The organism is Mycobacterium mantenii, from assembly GCF_001667865.1.
GTDB lineage: Bacteria > Actinomycetota > Actinomycetes > Mycobacteriales > Mycobacteriaceae > Mycobacterium > Mycobacterium mantenii_A.
Map to the genome: position 1 here is coordinate 339,416 of NZ_LZJP01000089.1, position 17,415 is coordinate 356,830.

The following is a 17,415-nucleotide window of genomic DNA, read 5'->3' on the forward strand; positions in this document are numbered from 1 at the left end:
CCGCTCGGATTCGCCTCGTAGTCTCACATACGTCATGTTTGCGCGCTAGCTGGGTTGCGCCTCGGCGCGTCGGATCGGCGGCCGTCGCACGCCCACCGGCGCACCCGCGTCCGACGGCCACCAGTTCGCCCGTCCGACCAGCGCGGCCATGGCGGGAACCGTGATGGTGCGCACCAAGAACGTGTCCAGCAAAATACCCACCCCGATCACGAAACCGCCCTGGACCACGGTGCTGATGCCGGAGAACAAGAGGCCGCCCATCGATGCAGCGAAGATCAGTCCCGCCGCAGTGATCACGCCGCCCGTCGAACCCAGGGTCCGAATGATGCCGTACCGCATGCTGTGCGGGGACTCCTCCCGCATCCGCGAGACGAGCAGCATGTTGTAGTCGGCTCCCACCGCGACCAGCACCACGAATGCCAGCGGGGGCACGCTCCAGTGCAATTGCTGGCCCAGCATGTATTGGAATACCAGCACGCCGATCCCCACCGCCGACAAATACGAAATGACCACGGAGGCAACCAGATACAGCGGAGCAATGATCGCACGCAGCAGCGCCATCAAGGTCAGCAGCACGACCAAGAGGGTTACCGCGATGATGAACCGGATGTCGTGTTGGTAGTAGTCACGCGTGTCCTTCAGGGCGACGGTGTATCCGGCCATCGACACCGTGGCGTCCGCCAATGCGGTGTTCGGTTGGGCTCCGCGAGCGGCCGCACTGATCGCGTCGACCTGGTCCATGGCTTCGGTGCTGAACGGGTTGAGTTTCGTTTGGACCAGGTACCGCACGGAGTGGCCGTCCGGCGAGATGAAAGCCTTGGCGGCCTTCTGGAACTCCTCCAAGTGCAGCAGCTGAGGCGGGATGTTGAACCCGGCCATTGCCGGTTGTGCCGCATCGCGTTTCAGCGACAACAGAAACGCCGCCGACTCATTGAGCCCGCTACCGAGCTGTTTGACCTGGTCGACGACTTGGGCCACCGCGTCGGCCACCTGGCGGCTCCCACCGGCGAACCGGTTCGCGCCATCTTGCAGGCTGTTCAGGTTCGCCTGCAGGCCACCGGGTTTATCCATGCCCAGGGAATGCAGCACGTTGGTGAGCTTCGCCAGCGCGGCACGCAGACGGTCCGTCGACGCCTTCAGCGCCCGCTTGTCCGGATAATCCTGCAGCTGGTGGGCCAGATCATTGATCGCGTCGAGGTCTGCCTGATCGTGCGCGCCAAGCAGCTGCTCGAATGTCCCGCGGGTGGCGCTACACGACGGATCGACGTCGCATCGCGGGTTGCCCTGCAGCGCCGCCAGCACCGGCCCGATCCAGCCGAACATGTTCTTGGCCGCGGAGAAGTTCCAGCCCATGGAATTGCTGAGCGCGTTGACATGGTCGACGAGCTGGGCCGCGATGTCGACCTGTTTCACCAGCGCGTCGCCGGTGTACTGGTTCTTCGCCGACGAGAAGGCGCTCTCCAGCTCCTGCATGCTGGCGGCGAGCTGGACGACCTGGCCCCGCACATTGCCCAGGTTGTCCGCCAGCGTGCCGGCGCCGTCGACCAGCCGGTTGAGGTCGCCTGTGTGGTCCTTGATCAGCGTGGACCCGCCGGCCAGCAGGGTGCCGATGGCGCCCGCCTGATAGGTGGCTCTGAATTGCTCGGGCACATTTCCGGTCGGACGCGTAATTCCGCTGACGACCGCAACATTCGGCAATTGACTGACGCGGTCCGCCATCTGTTCCAGGTCCGCGAGGGCCTTCGGCGTGCGCAGGTCATGCGGTGATTGGACCAGGATGTACTGCGGAATGGACTCATTCACCGGAAAGTGGCGATCCAGCGCCGCATACCCGATAGAGCTTGGAGCGGAAGACCGCAGGGCCTTGCGATCGTCGTAGTTGTACCGCACCAGGCCGGCGCAGCTGGCCAGGACGATCAACACGAGCACGCTGGCAATCAGATTGACCTTCGGTCGCCGCACGATGCGGATGCCCGAACGCCGCCAGAACCGGGAGGTCAGCTCCCGCCGCGGCTTGACCCAGCCGCGCCGCCCCGCGAGCACCAGAATGGCCGGCAGCAACGTCATCGCGGCGAGGAATGCCACACCGATCCCGATCGCCGCCGACGCCCCGACCGTTTTGAAGACTCCCATCTGGGCGAAGCTGATGAGGAAGAACGTGATTCCGACGGTGGCGGCGGATGCGGCGATCACTTTTCCGATCGAGAACATCGCGCGCCTGACCGCTCGATCGGGATCGGCACCCGATCGCAGATAGTCGTGGTACCGGCTGATCAGAAAGACTGCGTAATCCGTTCCGGCACCGGCCATTATGGCGCTCAAGAACACGACGGACTGGTTTGAGACGCCCGAGCCGGTCAGTTGGGAGTAGCCCGCTACCACCGCCTGCGCGATAACCAGGGATATTCCGATCGTCAGCAACGGCAGCAGCATGGTGACCGCGCTGCGATAGATCAGCATCAGGACGATGAGCACCAGCACCGCGATGGCCAGCTCGATGGGCATCCGATCCCGCGCGCCCGCGACCGTGAGGTCGGCGACGGTCGCCGCCGGGCCGGTGAGGTTCACGGTCAGCGGCGTGCCGCGGACGGTGCGTTCGACGATGTCGCCGATGCGGTTGAACGCGGCGTACGCGCGGGGAGTGCCCAACTCACCCGCTACGCCGACCGGCAGCACCCACGCCTTGTGGTCTTTGCTGGTGACGACCGAGCGCAGTGCCGGCGTACTGACGAAGTCCTGCACCATCAGGACGTCCCGGGGGTCGCGGCGCAGCGCGTCCGCGAGTTTGCCGTAGGTGGCCTCGTCGGCGGGGCCAAGCCCCCTCTCGTCGGTCAGGACCACCAGCAGGAGGTTTTCTGAGCCCGACTCGTGAAACGCCTCGGTCATCTTCCGCGCGGTGACGGCCGATGGCGCATCGCTGGGCAGGATGGCGAGCGGATGCTTCTCGGCCATGTCGTTGAGCGATGGAACGGTCAGCGGCAGCGCGACCGCGATCGCGACCCAGATCCCCACCACGACCCAGGGCCACCGCACCACAAAATCGGCTAGCCGTCGCATACCGCCCTCACTCCCGGTCGGATGCGCCCGCCGGCGACGCTCGGCCGCACTCGCCCGAGCCCGGTCAAACAATCTCGCATCACGCGCCATCGAAGTGCCCCACGCTACGCGACGCGTCCCCAACTCCCGCTGCCGGCGACCCGGACGCATACCGACTTCATCGCTTCCATATAGCGGACAACCGATTTCCGGGCGACCGGGTTGTCCGGATGCATGATCGCCATGACCGTGCCCTCTCCGTACCGGAATATATAAATCGTCAATTGATAGGAGTACCGGCCGTCGGGATAGATGCCGATATTGTCCGCGAGCCCCAGGTCGGCCGCGGCAAGAATGGCGTTGAGCGGAGCAGCGCCGCCATGAAAGAAGTTCGACACCGGAAAGTTCGGCCGTGGCCAGCGCAACCACGGCGCCAATTCCAGCACACGGTAGTAGGGCACCTTCGCCATGTCCAGGCCCGAATCGAAGGAAGCCTGCGCCGCCCACGCGGCATCGCCGAAAGAGGCCGCAGCAATTGGCACGGTGATGGGAATCAAGCCGGTAAACCAACCCTGCGTCATGAAATTGTCCGTGCCTTTGCGGGAATCCCTTGGAGTGAGCCCGTAATACGTGAGAGCGCCGGTGAATTCGTGCTCCACCAGGGCGAGGCATGCGAACAGGCCCCCGACGAAGCGCGCGCCGACCGCCGCGCAGGCCGACTCGAATCGCTCCGTCTGCGCCGTGTCCATCAGGAGTTGGGAGGTCATGTCGCTGCTGCTCGCGTCCAGTGGGTTGCCCAACGGCAGCGGGAATTCGGGAAAGCCACCGTTATTGTTTTCGGCGAAGTCAATCCATGCGCGCACCTCGGGCGAATCGACGGTTAACGTCGACGTGTATTCGCGTTCGCGGGTGCAGAAATCATCGAAGCTGCCGGCGTCGGGAAGAGCAAGGGCTTCACCGCCACCGCTCAACGCCGTGTACATGCCGTTGGCCTCCATCATTGTGGTGCCGATCAATGTCGCGTCCCCGTGGACATGATCCATGGCGGCAAAGAAAGTGAAATGGCTTTCGCCTTGGATGATTCCGAACGTAAAGCAGCCCCACTCCAGCGGGTTCGGTATGGCCACGACGTGAGCGTGTATTTCGTCAACCGTCATCTCACCGTGCTCGATCGGCGCGAATTCGATATCGGCGGGATCGCCGGTGGTGTGCCTGATGAACTCTCCGTTACCGGTGTGCTCGAACCAGCTGCGGAATGTGTCATGCCGGCGCAGGTACGCGTTGACGGCGTGATTCATCGCGGGAATATCGCATCTCCCGGCAACTTCGCAGGTGGCGATGATCTGCCGGGAGAAATTCAGGCCCGCGGCCGTCCGCTCACAGTAATTGCGAAGATGTTGGCCCTGCATGTAACTCACCGGTACGGAGCTCACCGGCGCCTGCCGGACCTTTTCGGTGGCCGCGGCGGTCGGGTGCCACGAGGTGACCGAGCCGGGGGTCAGCGTCCAATCACCGAGTGATCCGATCGTGATCTTCCCGATGCGCAAAGCTTCGTCCTCCTCGGTAACGGCTGCGGCCAGGCCGGCGGCGAGACCAAGATAACCCTTTCCGCGAAAGTCGTCGCAGACTTGCACGAGCCAAGGCCTACACTCACACACGGATCCGCTGGCCGTTGTCGCGATCGAACGGCCGGGCGAGCGAGCAGGGCGGCAGCCGCACCGGCTGTCGTGCGCGGTGTCGACGCTGCAAATGCAGCGCTGGCCTGCGGACATGCTTGTAGAAGCGCAACCGGCCTCGCGTCGGATCGAACCTTGATCGGGCAAGGAGGACAAGCGCATGACATCTGTCGTGGGTCTGGGCGAGTCGGCGTCGGGTTTTGCGATCGTCGGCTATGCGGCGCGGTTTCCTGGAGCCGCTGATGCGGATGAGTTCTGGGACGTGTTGCGAGACGGCCGGGATGTCATATCCGAAGTGCCGCAGGATCGCTGGAACGTCGACGAATTCTTCGACCCGGAACCGGGTGCGCCCGGCAAGGTCGTCACCCGCCGTGCCGGTTTCGTCGACGACGTAACGGGATTCGACGCCCCGTTCTTCGGCATGTCGACGCGCGAGGTCAGGTTGATGGACCCGCAGCACCGGATTCTGCTCGAAACGGCATGGCGCGCGGTCGAGCATTCAGGCACTGCGCCAACGGATCTGGCGAACAGCAACACCGGTGTCTTCGTCGGTCTGGCGACCCACGACTACCTGGGAATGGTGTCCGACGAGCTGACCTACCCCGAAATCGAGGCCTACATGGCCATCGGGACGTCCAACGCCGCCGCGGCGGGCCGGATCAGCTATCGATTGGGCCTGCAGGGCCCCGCGGTCGCCGTGGACACGGCATGCAGCTCGTCGCTGGTGGCCATCCATCAGGCGTGCCAGGCGCTGCGTCTCGGCGAATGCGACCTCGCCCTGGCCGGCGGGGCGAACGTCCTGCTCACCCCGGCGACCATGATCACGTTCTCCAGCGCGCACATGCTCGCACCCGACGGCCGGTGCAAGACATTCGATGCCGCGGCGGATGGCTATGTGCGCGGCGAGGGCTGCGGTGTCATCGTGATCAAGCGCCTCGAGGACGCGATCCGCGACGGTGATCGCATTCGCGCCGTGATCCGCGGCAGCGCGATCAACCAGGACGGTGCTTCGGGTGGGTTGACGGTGCCGAACGGCGTTGCCCAGCAACGGGTTATCGCCGATGCGCTGAAGCGCGCCGACCTGCAACCCCGTGACGTCGGGTACCTGGAGGCGCACGGCACCGGGACGTCGCTGGGTGACCCCATCGAAGCCCAGGCCGCGGGTGAGGTGCTCGGCGCGGGACGCGAACCCGACCGGCCGCTGCTGATGGGCTCGGTGAAGACGAACATCGGACACCTGGAAGCAGCCGCGGGCATCGCCGGGGTGATCAAGGTAATCCTGGCGCTCGAGAACGAACTGCTGCCGCAGCACCTTCACTTTCAGAACCCGTCGCCCCACATTCCCTGGGACCGCCTTGCGGTGCAGGTGGTCGAGGAGCCCACCGTCTGGAAACGCAACGGTGAGCCGCGCATTGCGGGAATCAGCTCATTCGGATTCGCCGGCACGAACGCTCACGTCATTCTTTCCGAGGCGCCCAAGCAACCGGCGCCGGTTCCGGTCGAGCATCCCGCGGACCCTCGGTTCAGCATCCTTCCGCTCTCGGCGCGGACGCCCGCCGCGTTGGCACGGCTCGCGGCCGACTACCGCAGCTGGTTGGTCGCGCACCCGGAAGCCACCCTGGCGGACGTGTGCTTCACCGCCGGTGCGGGGCGAGCACACCTGGAGCAGCGCGCCGCTTTGGTGGTCAATTCGAGAGAATCTGCGCTCGAGCTACTCGATGCGCTTGCGGAAGAGCGCCCGGCGCCCGGTTTGTTCCGCGGGGAATCCCATGACGCACCGAAGACGGCGTGGCTGTTCACCGGTCAAGGCAGCCAATACCCCGGCATGGCCCGCGAGTTGTTCGACACCGAGCCGGTGTTTGCCGAAACGCTGAAGCGTTGCGCCGCCGCGGTCGCTGATGTTCTCGAAAAGCCGTTGCTGGACGTAATTTTCGATGTGGACAGCCCGGACGGCGAAGCGACGCTGCAGCAGACCTCCTACGCACAGCCCGCCTTGTTCGCGGTGGAACTGGGCCTGGCCCGGCTCTGGCAGTCGTGGGGCTTCGAGCCGGACGTGGTGCTGGGTCACAGCGTGGGCCAGTATTCGGCGGCGTGCGTCGCGGGCGTATTCAGCCTCGAGGATGGCGCGCTGCTGATGGCCGAACGGGGCCGCCTGTTCGGCAGTTTGCCCGCCGGAGGCCGAATGGCCGCGGTGTTCACGGCCGCGGATCGGGCCGAGCGGCTGACCGACGAGTTCCCCAGTCTGTCCGTCGCCGCCTACAACGGCGCCAACACCGTATTGTCCGGACCCGCAGGGGATCTGGAGAAGGCGGTGGCCGTGCTGACGGCCGACGGCGTTCGATGTGACTGGCTGGACACCAGCCACGCGTTCCATTCGACGCTCCTGGACCCGATTCTGGACGAATTCGAATCGACGGCCGAACGTTTCAAATTCGGTACGCCACAACGAATCCTGATCGACAACCGTACCGGTGCCGCGCTCGGCAGGAGCGTGAAACTCGATGGCGCCTACTGGCGCCGGCACGCGCGCCAACCTGTGGAGTTCGCCAAGAGCGTGCGCACACTCGCCGAGCTGAACTGCAAACTGTTGCTCGAGATCGGTCCGCGGCCCGTGCTCACCGCCGCGGCCCTCGGCGCATGGCCCGACCCGCCCACCGCACCGCGGGCCATCGCGTCGCTGCGCCGAAACACCGCTGACCACCGACAGGTCATCGAAGCCCTCGCCGACGCCTATGTCTTGGGCCACCTCCCCGAATTCGCCGCGTTGCGGCAGGGCCAGGCGCAAAAACTCGACCTGCCCACCTATCCGTTCGAGCGCCGCCAGTATTGGTTCCGAGACGATCGCGAGCGCGCCGACCTGCACGCCGGCGGACCGCGCACGCAGGCCGTCCGCCTTCTCGAAGACGGCCGAATCGAGGAACTTGCGGCGCTGCTCGACGGCGGCAGCGGCGATCACCAGGTCCTGGATGTGCTGACCAAGCTTGCGGCGCAACACAACCAAGAACGCAGGACCCAATCCATCGCGGAGGACCGCTACGAGATCCGCTGGGAGAAGTCCCCGACACCGCTCGGCAGTGCCGAGGCAGCTGAGGGATCCACATGGCTTCTCCTGGGTGCCGATTGCCCCGCGCTTCAGCCGTTGGTCGACGCGCTCACCGCGCGCGGACAACAGCATCGGTTCGTCGGGTTACCGATGTCGGACGCCGACGAGGAACAACTCGTCGCCGCGTTGCGTGCCGCGATGTCCGAGGAGCCGACGCTGCGTATCGTGCACGTCGCGGCGGTACAGGCCGAAGCCGCGCCGTCGATGCAGTCGCTGCTGCGGATGCAACACCAAACTCTGGCTGGAACGCGGCGACTGTTCCGCGCCGCGGTCGCCGTTGACCTGCGCACCCCCATCTGGATGGTGACCCGCGGCGCGCAGCGAGTCACCGGAGCGGACACCGTGGCGCCCGACCAGAGCTCCCTGTGGGGCTTCGGGCGCGCCGCGTCACTGGAGCATCCGCAGGTGTGGGGCGGCCTGGCCGATTTGTCGGACTGCAGTACCGACGAGTGGATTCAGTTGATTTCTCGGATCACCACCCCGTACGATGCGGCTTCGCGGGAAGATCAAGTCGCGCTTCGTGATTACGCGATCTATGTGCCCCGGCTGGTTCGGCCGGACCGGCCCCCCACCGCTACGCCGATCGAATTGCGTCCTGATGCAACGTATCTGGTGACCGGTGGGCTGGGATCGATCGGATTGGAAATCGCCGGGTACCTGGCCGCGCACGGTGCCGGGACTTTGGTGCTGACCAGCCGTCGCGCGCCGGACGAAGCCGCGCAACAGCGCATCGACGCGCTGGCCGCAGAGCATGGCTGCGACGTCCGGGTTGTCACCGCCGATGTCGCCGATGCGCACGACGTCGCTCGCCTGTTGGCAGGCGTGCGGGCCCAACTCCCACCGCTGGCCGGCATCGTTCACGCTGCCGGCGAGATCGGCACGACACCGCTGAACCAGCTGGACGACGCCGAAGTGGACCGGGTATTCGCCGGGAAGGTCTGGGGTGCTTGGCATTTGAGTGAGGCCTCGGCCGACTTGCAGCTCGACTTCTTCATCAGCACCTCCTCGATCGCATCGGTGTGGGGCGGATTCGGCCAGACCGCCTACAGCGCCGCCAACGCATTCCTCGATGGGCTGGCCTGGCGGCTGCGCGAGCGAGGCGTCCTCGGGACCAGCGTCAACTTCGGCCCCTGGTCAACGGGCATGGCCGACGCGGAATCCCGTGCGCGACTGGAGCAGCGCGGGGTGCGGACGCTGGCACCGGCCGAGGCGCTGGCGGGACTGGCGGACGTCGTGTCCTCGGATGTGCCGCAGGGCGTCGTGGCCAGAATCGACTGGGGCCGCTTCCTGCCGCTCTACGAGCAAGCCGGCAGGCGGGCATTCCTGACCGGGTTGGAGCACGAGGTGCCCGGTGCGGTGCCGGCCATGACGCCCTCAGGGAAAACCCCGCTGGTAGAGCGGCTCACGAACGCCCCAGTGCAGCAACGAAAGAAGCTGCTGACCGATTACCTGCGCGACGCGGTGGCGGAGGTGACGCGGGTCGATGTCGCCGAGGTTCGGGAGAATGCCGGGTTCTTCGACCTCGGCATGGATTCGCTGATGGCCGTGGAAATGCGCCGCCGCATCGAGCACGGCGTGGGCAGGGAGATACCGGTCACCCTGGTGATGGATCACCCCCGGCTGTCCGACGTGGCCGACTACCTGCTCGGTGACGTGCTCGGGCTCAGCGAGGCGTCGGCTGCGGCGGCGGCTCAGCCCGCCTCGATGCCGACGCGCACGGACGAACCGATCGCGATCGTTGCGGTGTCGTGCCGTTTCCCCGGCGCGCCCGACCCGGAAGCGTTCTGGGACCTGCTGTCCGGCGGTGTCGACGCGATCCGGGAGGTCCCGGAGGACCGATTCGACATCGACGAGTTCTACGACGCCGACCCGGACGCTCCGGGCAAGACCTACACGCGGTTCGGCGGATTCCTCGAGGGGATAGACGGATTCGATCCCGAGTTCTTCGGCATCTCACCCCGCGAGGCGGTTTGGATCGAGCCCCAGCAACGGCTCATGCTCGAAACGGTCTGGGAAGGTCTGGAACGCGCCGGGTATTCGCCGGGGGCATTGCGTGGCAGCAGAACCGGGGTCTTCGTCGGTGTGGCGGCCAACGAGTACGCGCACCTGCTGTCGTCGGAGTCGGTCGACAAGATCGAACCGCACTTCATCACCGGCAATGCGCTCAACGCGATTTCCGGTCGGGTTGCCTTCGCGCTGGGCCTCGAAGGGCCGGCGGTGGCGATCGACACGGCATGCAGCTCGGCGTTGGTGGCCGTGCACCAGGCGTGCCAGGCGTTGCACTCCGGTGACTGCGACATGGCGCTGGCCGGCGGCGTGAACGTGTTGCTGAGCCCGGTGACGGTCATCGCGGCCTCGCGCGCGAGAATGCTTTCCCCGGTGGGGCGCTGCAAGACCTTTGACGCCTCCGCCGACGGTTACGTGCGCAGTGAGGGCTGCGGGGTTCTGGTGCTCAAGCGGCTCAGCGATGCCGAGCGCGACGGCGATCGGATCTGCGCGGTCATTCCCAGCAGCGCGGTCAACCAGGACGGGGCATCCAGTGGGTTGACCGTGCCCAATGGTGGTGCGCAGCAACGCCTGATCGGGACGGCGCTGGCTCGCGCCGGTCTGGCCGGCGCGGACGTCGACTACCTCGAGGCGCACGGGACGGGCACCCCGCTGGGTGACCCGATCGAGGTGCAGGCGGCCGCGGCCGCCTACGGCGCGAAGCGCGACGCCGACCGGCCGTTGCTGATGGGGTCGGTGAAGACCAACATCGGACACACCGAATCGGCCTCGGGCGCAGCGGGTTTGATCAAGGTCGTGTTGTCGCTGCAGCACGAGGTGCTGCCGCCGAGCCTGCACTTCGAGGAGCCGTCACCGCACATCCCATGGGATTCGCTGCCGGTGCGGGTGGTGGACCAGGCGAGGCCGTGGCATGCCAACGGCAGGCCTCGGCGCGCCGGCGTGAGCTCCTTCGGATTCACCGGCACGAACGCGCATGTGCTGGTCGAGGAGGCGCCGGCGCGAGCCGCATCCGCCGACGGACACCGCGGCGACGTCGCGACAGAGTCGGCGCCGGGGGCCCGGCCTGAACAGGCCTGGGTGCTGGCGCTGTCCGCGCGGTCACCGGAAGCGCTGGCGGCGTTGACGAAACGGTATGAGGCCTGGCTCAGCGCCCACCCGGATGTGGACCTCGCCGAGGTATGCCGCACCGCCGGGACGGGTCGTTCGCACTTCGAACATCGGGCCGCGCTGGTCGTGGATTCGGTCGAGGGTGCCCGCGAGGCCCTGGCCGAATTGGCCGAGAACCGCCTGCGGCCCGGTGTCGTTCGTGGTGAGCACACCCACCACCCGACGACGGCATGGTTGTTCACCGGCCAGGGCAGCCAGTACCCGGGGATGGCACGTGAATTGTTCGACACCGAACCGGTTTTCGCCGATACGGTGACACGGTGTGCGGACGCGGTCGGTGACATACTCCCGCTTCCGTTGCTGGAGGTGTTGTTCGCCACCGATCGCGAAACCGGTGGCGAAGCCGGAGAAAGGCTGCGGCACACGTCGTATGCGCAGCCGGCACTTTTCGCCGTCGAGATGGGACTGGCCCGCCTGTGGCAGTCGTGGGGGATCGAACCCGATGTGGTGCTGGGGCACAGTGTGGGCCAATATGCGGCGGCGTGTGTGGCCGGTGTGTTCAGCCTCGAGGACGGCGCCCGGCTGATGGCCGAGCGCGGCCGGATGTTCGGCAGCCTGCCCGAGGGTGGGCGGATGGTGGCGGTGTTCGCCGACGCCAAGCATGTCGAGGCGGTTGCCGGCGAATTTCCGCGAGTGTCGGTCGGCGCCTATAACGGGCCCAACACCGTGCTGTCGGGTCCGGGTGAGGATCTGGAGCAGATCGTCGCAAGGTTCGGTGACGAGGCGATCCGCTGCACCTGGCTGCAAACCAGCCACGCCTTCCACTCGGAACTGCTGGATCCGGTGCTCGACGAATTCGAGTCGTACGCCGCGCAAATGCAGTTTGCCGCCCCCACGATGCCGCTGGTCTGCAACCGCACCGGGGCCGTGCTCACGGCGCAGACACCACTCGACGCTCAGTACTGGCGGCGGCACTCCCGACAGCCGGTGCAGTTCGCCGAAAGTGTGCGCACGGTGGCGGCGCTGGGCTGCACGGTGCTGATGGAGATCGGGCCGCAGCCGGTACTGACCGGCGCCGCGGTGCAGGTCTGGCCGGAGCACCTGGCCGCTCCGCGGGCGATCGTCTCGCTGCGGAAGGGCGTCGGCGATCGGCGCCAGATCGCCGACGCGCTGGCAGCGGCCTACGTCGGTGGCCATCGCCCCGATTTCGTTGCGCTGCAGGGTCAGCCACGCCGCACCATTGAACTGCCCACCTATCCGTTCCAGCGCCGCCGCTTCTGGCCCAAGACGTCTGGTATCGCCATGGAGGGAGGGGTCGGTCCGGCGGTATCGGGAATCCTCGGCAACGGTAAAGACCTCGCCTCGGGCGACTCCGTCTACACGAGCAGGCTGTCCGTCAAATCGCAGCCGTGGTTGTCCGATCACGTCATCTACGGCACCGTCGTCGTCCCCGGGGCGACGTACGCGGCAATGGCGTTGGCCGCAGTCGGTACTCCGGCACGGGCGAGGGACGTCTTCTTCTACGAACCGATCATCCTGCCCGAGAAGAGTTCTCGCGAGGTGCAGCTGACCTTGCATCCGTCGCAGGACGGCCGAGAGTCCACCTTCCAGGTGCACAGCCGGCCGTACGGTGAGCGCGACGCCGAATGGTCGTTGAATGCCGAGGGCACCGTCGTGCCGGGCGTCGACGCCGAACCGGTGTCCGCGGAGGCGGTTCCGGTCGACGAAGCGATCGAGCGACTGAACCGCATGCGGCCACAGGAGTTGTTCGAGACCTTCGCCGATTTGGAACTGGCCTGGGGGCCGACCTGGTCCGGTTCGCTGAAGTCGGTGTGGCTCGGCGAGGGCGAGGCGATCGGCGACATCCTGGTCGGCGAGGAACTTGCCGAACAACTCGGCAGCGAGCCGATGCACCCGGTGCTGATGGACCTGTGCACCGGTGTCGCCTTCCCCGCGTTCCCGGCACTGCTGGCGGCCGAGCAGGGCGTCAACGACCTGTTCTTGCCGTTGCGCTACGGGCAGGTGACCCTGCGCGAGAAGATGCCGCGGCGGTTCTACTGCCGCGCAAAGTGGCACAACAGTGAACTCAACAGCGAAACCCAGGTCTTCGACCTCGATTTCGTCGATCGGGACGGCCATCAGCTGGGTGGCATCCGCGAGTTCACGGTCAAGCGCGCACCCCGCGAGGCACTGCTGCGCGGCCTGGGTGGTGACGCCACCCGGCTGCTCTACACGCTCGGCTGGCACGAGGTGCCGCCGCCGCCCTCGGGAGACGAGGCCGGACAGGTCAGCGGCACCTGGCTGATCGCCGGATTCGACGAACTGGCCGCCAAGGTGCCGGGCGCCATCTCGTTCGACCGGGCGGTCGGTTCGGAGCCCTTGGGGCAGTTGCTCGGCGAGGCGGCGGAGTGCGGGCTGCCGTTCTCGGGTGTCGTCTGGCACAGCAGCGGACCGAACGGCGATGAGTCGAGCGCCGATGTCGCCGCGCGGCTCGAGGCGGAGATCGCCAATCTGCTCGGCGCCGTGCACGCGGCGCAGGGCGGCGAGGTGAAACTGCCCGGCGGATTGTGGATCGTCACCGAGCGGGCCGTGGCATGCGAATCCGGCGAGCCGGTCGATCCGGTGCAGGCGGCGCTGTGGGGATTCGGGCGCACCACGATCAACGAGGAACCCGCGCTGCGGGCCAAGTTGGTCGATTGCGACGGGTCGCCGGAGGCCGTGCAGGCGCTGGCCGACCTGTTGGCCACCCCGGTCGACGAACCGGAACTCGCGGTGCGGCAAGGAAAGCTGTTGGCCTCCCGGTTGTTGCCATGGGCGCGTAGCGGTCATCTCACGGTGCCGCGCACAGGTGACTACGCGTTGGCGCCCACCGAACGCGGCGCGATCGACAACCTGCGGCTGACCGAAGTCGACGTGCCGGCACCGGACCAGGGCTACGTGCAGGTGCGGGTGGAGGCCGCGGGCCTCAACTTCCGCGATGTGCTCAACGTCCTCGACCTCTACCCTGGCGACCCCGGACCGATCGGTGGCGACTTCGCCGGCGTGGTCACCCAATTGGGTGAGAGTGTCACCGGAGTCGAGGTGGGCCAGCGGGTCTACGGCTTCATGCAGGGCGCGTTCTCCAGCCGGTTCAACGTGCCTGCCCAGCTCCTGGCGCCGATCCCCCCTCGCGTGAGTGCGGTCGACGCGGCAACGATTCCCGCCGCGGCGTTGACGGTTCGGCTCGCGTTCGACTGGGCGCAGCTGAAGCCCGGCGAGCGGGTGCTCATCCACGCCGCCAGCGGCGGTGTCGGCCTGGCGGCGATCCAGATGGCACAGCAGTGCGGTGCCACGGTCTTCGCCACGGCGAGCACCTTCAAACGCGCGACGCTGCGCAAGCTGGGTGTCGAGTACGTGTACGACTCGCGCACAACGGATTTCGCCGACCAAATCCTGGCCGATACCGACGGTGCGGGCGTCGATGTGGTGCTCAACAGCCTGACCAGTGAGGGATTCCTCGAGGCGACCGTGCGGGCCACCGCCCAGAACGGCCGCTTCGCCGAGATCGCCAAACGCGACATCTGGACGCCCGAGCAGATGGCGGAGGCCCGTCCCGACATCGCCTACGAGATCGTGGCACTGGACACGGTGACCTTCCAAGAGCCCGAACGCATTCGGGGTCTGCTGACCGAGGTGTCAGAAGGGTTGGCCAACGGCGAGTGGACACCGCTGCCCGCCGAGATCTACCCGCTGACCGAGGCCCGGGCCGCGTTCCGCCGCATGCAGCAGGCGCGCCACATCGGAAAGATCGTGGTGCAGATGCCGAATCCGCTTCAGCCGCGGGCCGATCGGAGCTACCTGATCACCGGCGGCCTCGGCGCCATCGGGCTGCACACGGCGTCGTATCTGGCGCAACTCGGCGCCGGTGACATCGTGCTGACCAGCCGGCGCGCACCCGACGCGGACGCTCAACGCGTGATCGAGGACATCGCCGAACGCTACAAGACGCGCATTCACGTCTTCGCCGCCGACGTGGGCGTCCAGGCCGAGGTTGCGCGGCTGTTGGAGCGAATCCGCGCGGAGCTGCCCCCGCTGGCCGGTGTGGCACATCTGGCGGGCGTGCTCGACGACGCTCTGCTGTCACAACAGAATCCGGAGCGGTTCCGAACAACTCTGGCGCCCAAGGCGTTTGGTGCCTGCCACCTGGACAGGTTGACGAAAGACGACGAGCTGGACTTCTTCATCGTGTCCTCCTCGGTGTCCAGCCTGTTCGGTTCACCCGGGCAGTCCAACTATGCGACGGCCAACGCGCTGCTCGACGGTCTGGTCGCGCGGCGACGGGCGCAAGGTCTGCCCGCCACGGGAGTCAACTTCGGTCCGTGGGCCCAGGGCGGCATGGCCTCCTCGGAGGCCGCCACCGCCAATATCGCTGCGCAGGGCCTGATTCCGCTGGAACCTTCGGCGGCGCTGGCGGCCCTCGCCGAGGTCGTCGCCAACGGCACCGGCCAGGCCACCGTCATCAAGGCGAACTGGCAGCGTGCGGCCAAGGTGCTGGGCAGCTCGCGGCCACCGATCCTCGACCTGGTGCTGCCGAGCGCCGTGGGAGAGGTGACCGGCGACAGTGAGTTGCTCAAGCAGCTGCAGGAGATTCCGGTGCCGCAGCGCGCCGGTTTCGTGACGGAATTCCTGCAGCGCGAAGTGCAGAACTTCCTGCGACTGGCGCAACCGCCCGCCGCGAGCAGTCGATTCCTGGACCTGGGTACGGATTCGCTGATGGCGATCGAGCTTCGCAACCGGCTGCACAGTCAGTTCGGCGGCGCGTTCACGATCAACGCGACGGCGGTGTTCGACTATCCGACCATCGGCGGGCTCGCCGAATACCTCGTGGGCCAGCTGCCCGACGCGGACGCGGAGTCGGCAGAGGCGGAATCGGTTGTGGCGCCGGAGTCGAGCTGATTCAGGCGCTGATGTCGAATCCGGTGACGACCTTGGTCGGGCGGACCCGCACCACCAGTTCGCCGGGGGCGGAGTTGCGGCGACCGAACTCCTCGGCGCGCTCGGCGCCCATGTACCGACCGCCCGTGCGGGTCGCGATGTCCAGCACGTCGTGCGGGTCCTCCGTCACCGTCGCGACACCCTGTACCTGCACGAACGAGTAGGGCGGGTGCGGGTCGTCCACACAGATCACGACCCGCGAATCACGCGCCAGGGCACGACCTTTCGACGTGTCGCGCCCGGTGTTGAACGCCAACTGCGCACCGTCTGGTCCGAAGTCGACGACGAACCACACCGGGGCGACCAGCGGTCTGCCATCCGCGGCGACGTACCCCAGCATCCCGGTGCGGGTGCCGGCTGACAGGAATTCGACAACCCCGTCGGATAATTCGGCCATGCCTTAGAGGCGGGCCAGGTCGTAGTCGCCGAGGTGGTCGATCAGGTTGTGCAGGTGCTCACCCGAGGTGCCCAGCGTGTGTTCGATGGCGGTGAGCCGGGCGGCGTAGTGGCTGACGGGGTATTCCGCGGTCACGCCGATCCCGCCGTGCATTTGGACCGACTCCTGCGCGATGTGCCGGCCCGACCGGCCGATCTGCAGCTTGGCCCGTGATGCGATCACCGGGTCGATGTTGCCGTCGGCGATCGACATGGCCGCGTACAGCGTCATGCTGCGCGCCAATTCCAGCGACACGTACATGTCGGCGGCGCGCTGCGTGAGCGCCTGGAATTTGTTGAGCGTGACGCCAAACTGCTTGCGTGTCTTGAGGTAATCGGTGGTCAGGCGCAGCGATTCCTCCATCGCGCCCAGCGCCTCGGCGCACAACGCCGACTGGATGCGCACGATGGCGCCGCGGATGGCGCCCGACGCGTCGACCGCCTCGCCCAGTGGCTCGGCGGGTGTGGAGTCCAGGTCGATCTGGGCGCCGCGCTGTCCGTCGAACGTCCGGTACGGGTGCCGTGTCACCGATGCCGCATCGACCAGGAACAAACCGGTGCCGCCGCTGGGCAGGGCGGCGCTGACCACCAAGGTGTCGGCGCAGTCCCCGGCGAGCACCGGGTTCTTCCGGCCGCTCAGTGACCACGAATCACCTTGCTGCGCAGCCTTGGTGCCCACCTCGGCGGATGGGTCACGCTGACCCGGCTCGAGGTGGGCGAACGCCAGCAGCCGTTGTCCGCCCGCGACCTCGTCGAGCAGTTGCTTCTGTTCCGCGCTGCCCAGCTCCGCGATCAGCGCGCCGGGCCCCAGCGCGGCGTGCAGCACCGGTTCGGGGGCCAGCCGACGTCCGATCTCGTTGAGCACCACCATGATCTCGATCTGGCCGGACTCCTCCGGCTCGAAACCCAGACCGAGGATTCCCGTGTCGGCGAGCTGGTTCCAGACCTCGCGGCTCCAGCCGAGATCGGAGCCGATGACCTTGTTGCGGCTCTCCGGGTCATAGCTTCGCGACAACAAATCGCGGGTGGTGTCGCGGAGCAAGGCCTGCTCGTCGCTCAGCTGAAAGTCCATGACTG

Annotated in this window: 5 protein-coding genes; 1 reads left to right on the forward strand and 4 read right to left on the reverse strand. The window is 67.0% G+C overall.

Going from position 1 to position 17,415, the window contains the following annotated elements; all coding sequences use genetic code 11:
* Positions 1-45: 45 nt before the first annotated feature.
* On the reverse strand, positions 46-3,057 hold the full coding sequence (locus tag A5688_RS15280; protein WP_207546674.1) for an RND family transporter: 3,012 nt from the start codon (positions 3,055-3,057) through the stop codon (positions 46-48).
* Between the two features lie 104 nt (positions 3,058-3,161).
* The gene (locus A5688_RS15285) at positions 3,162-4,583 is read right to left on the reverse strand and encodes a condensation domain-containing protein (protein WP_067908628.1); all 1,422 of its coding nucleotides are present in this window, start codon (positions 4,581-4,583) and stop codon (positions 3,162-3,164) included.
* Positions 4,584-4,872: 289 nt separating this feature from the next.
* On the opposite strand from A5688_RS15285, the gene A5688_RS15290 reads away from it, so the two are divergent.
* Complete coding sequence (locus A5688_RS15290) at positions 4,873-15,864, forward strand: type I polyketide synthase (protein ID WP_067908572.1); 10,992 nt, start codon at positions 4,873-4,875, stop codon at positions 15,862-15,864.
* Between the two features lies 1 nt (position 15,865).
* Here A5688_RS15290 and A5688_RS15295 read toward each other — a convergent pair whose 3' ends face one another.
* Together A5688_RS15295 and A5688_RS15300 are read right to left on the reverse strand one after the other, a co-directional pair.
* Complete coding sequence (locus A5688_RS15295; protein ID WP_067908569.1) at positions 15,866-16,300, reverse strand: PPOX class F420-dependent oxidoreductase; 435 nt, start codon at positions 16,298-16,300, stop codon at positions 15,866-15,868.
* Positions 16,301-16,303: 3 nt separating this feature from the next.
* On the reverse strand, positions 16,304-17,410 hold the full coding sequence (locus A5688_RS15300) for an acyl-CoA dehydrogenase family protein (protein WP_067908567.1): 1,107 nt from the start codon (positions 17,408-17,410) through the stop codon (positions 16,304-16,306).
* Positions 17,411-17,415 lie beyond the last annotated feature (5 nt).

Bases quoted from the DNA above. Each gene is read 5' to 3' on its own strand.
- A5688_RS15280 (WP_207546674.1), bottom strand. From the start codon at position 3,057: ATGCGACGGCTAGCCGATTTTGTGGTGCGGTGGCCCTGGGTCGTGGTG.
- A5688_RS15290 (WP_067908572.1), top strand. From the start codon at position 4,873: ATGACATCTGTCGTGGGTCTGGGCGAGTCGGCGTCGGGTTTTGCGATC.
- A5688_RS15295 (WP_067908569.1), bottom strand. From the start codon at position 16,300: ATGGCCGAATTATCCGACGGGGTTGTCGAATTCCTGTCAGCCGGCACC.
- A5688_RS15300 (WP_067908567.1), bottom strand. From the start codon at position 17,410: ATGGACTTTCAGCTGAGCGACGAGCAGGCCTTGCTCCGCGACACCACC.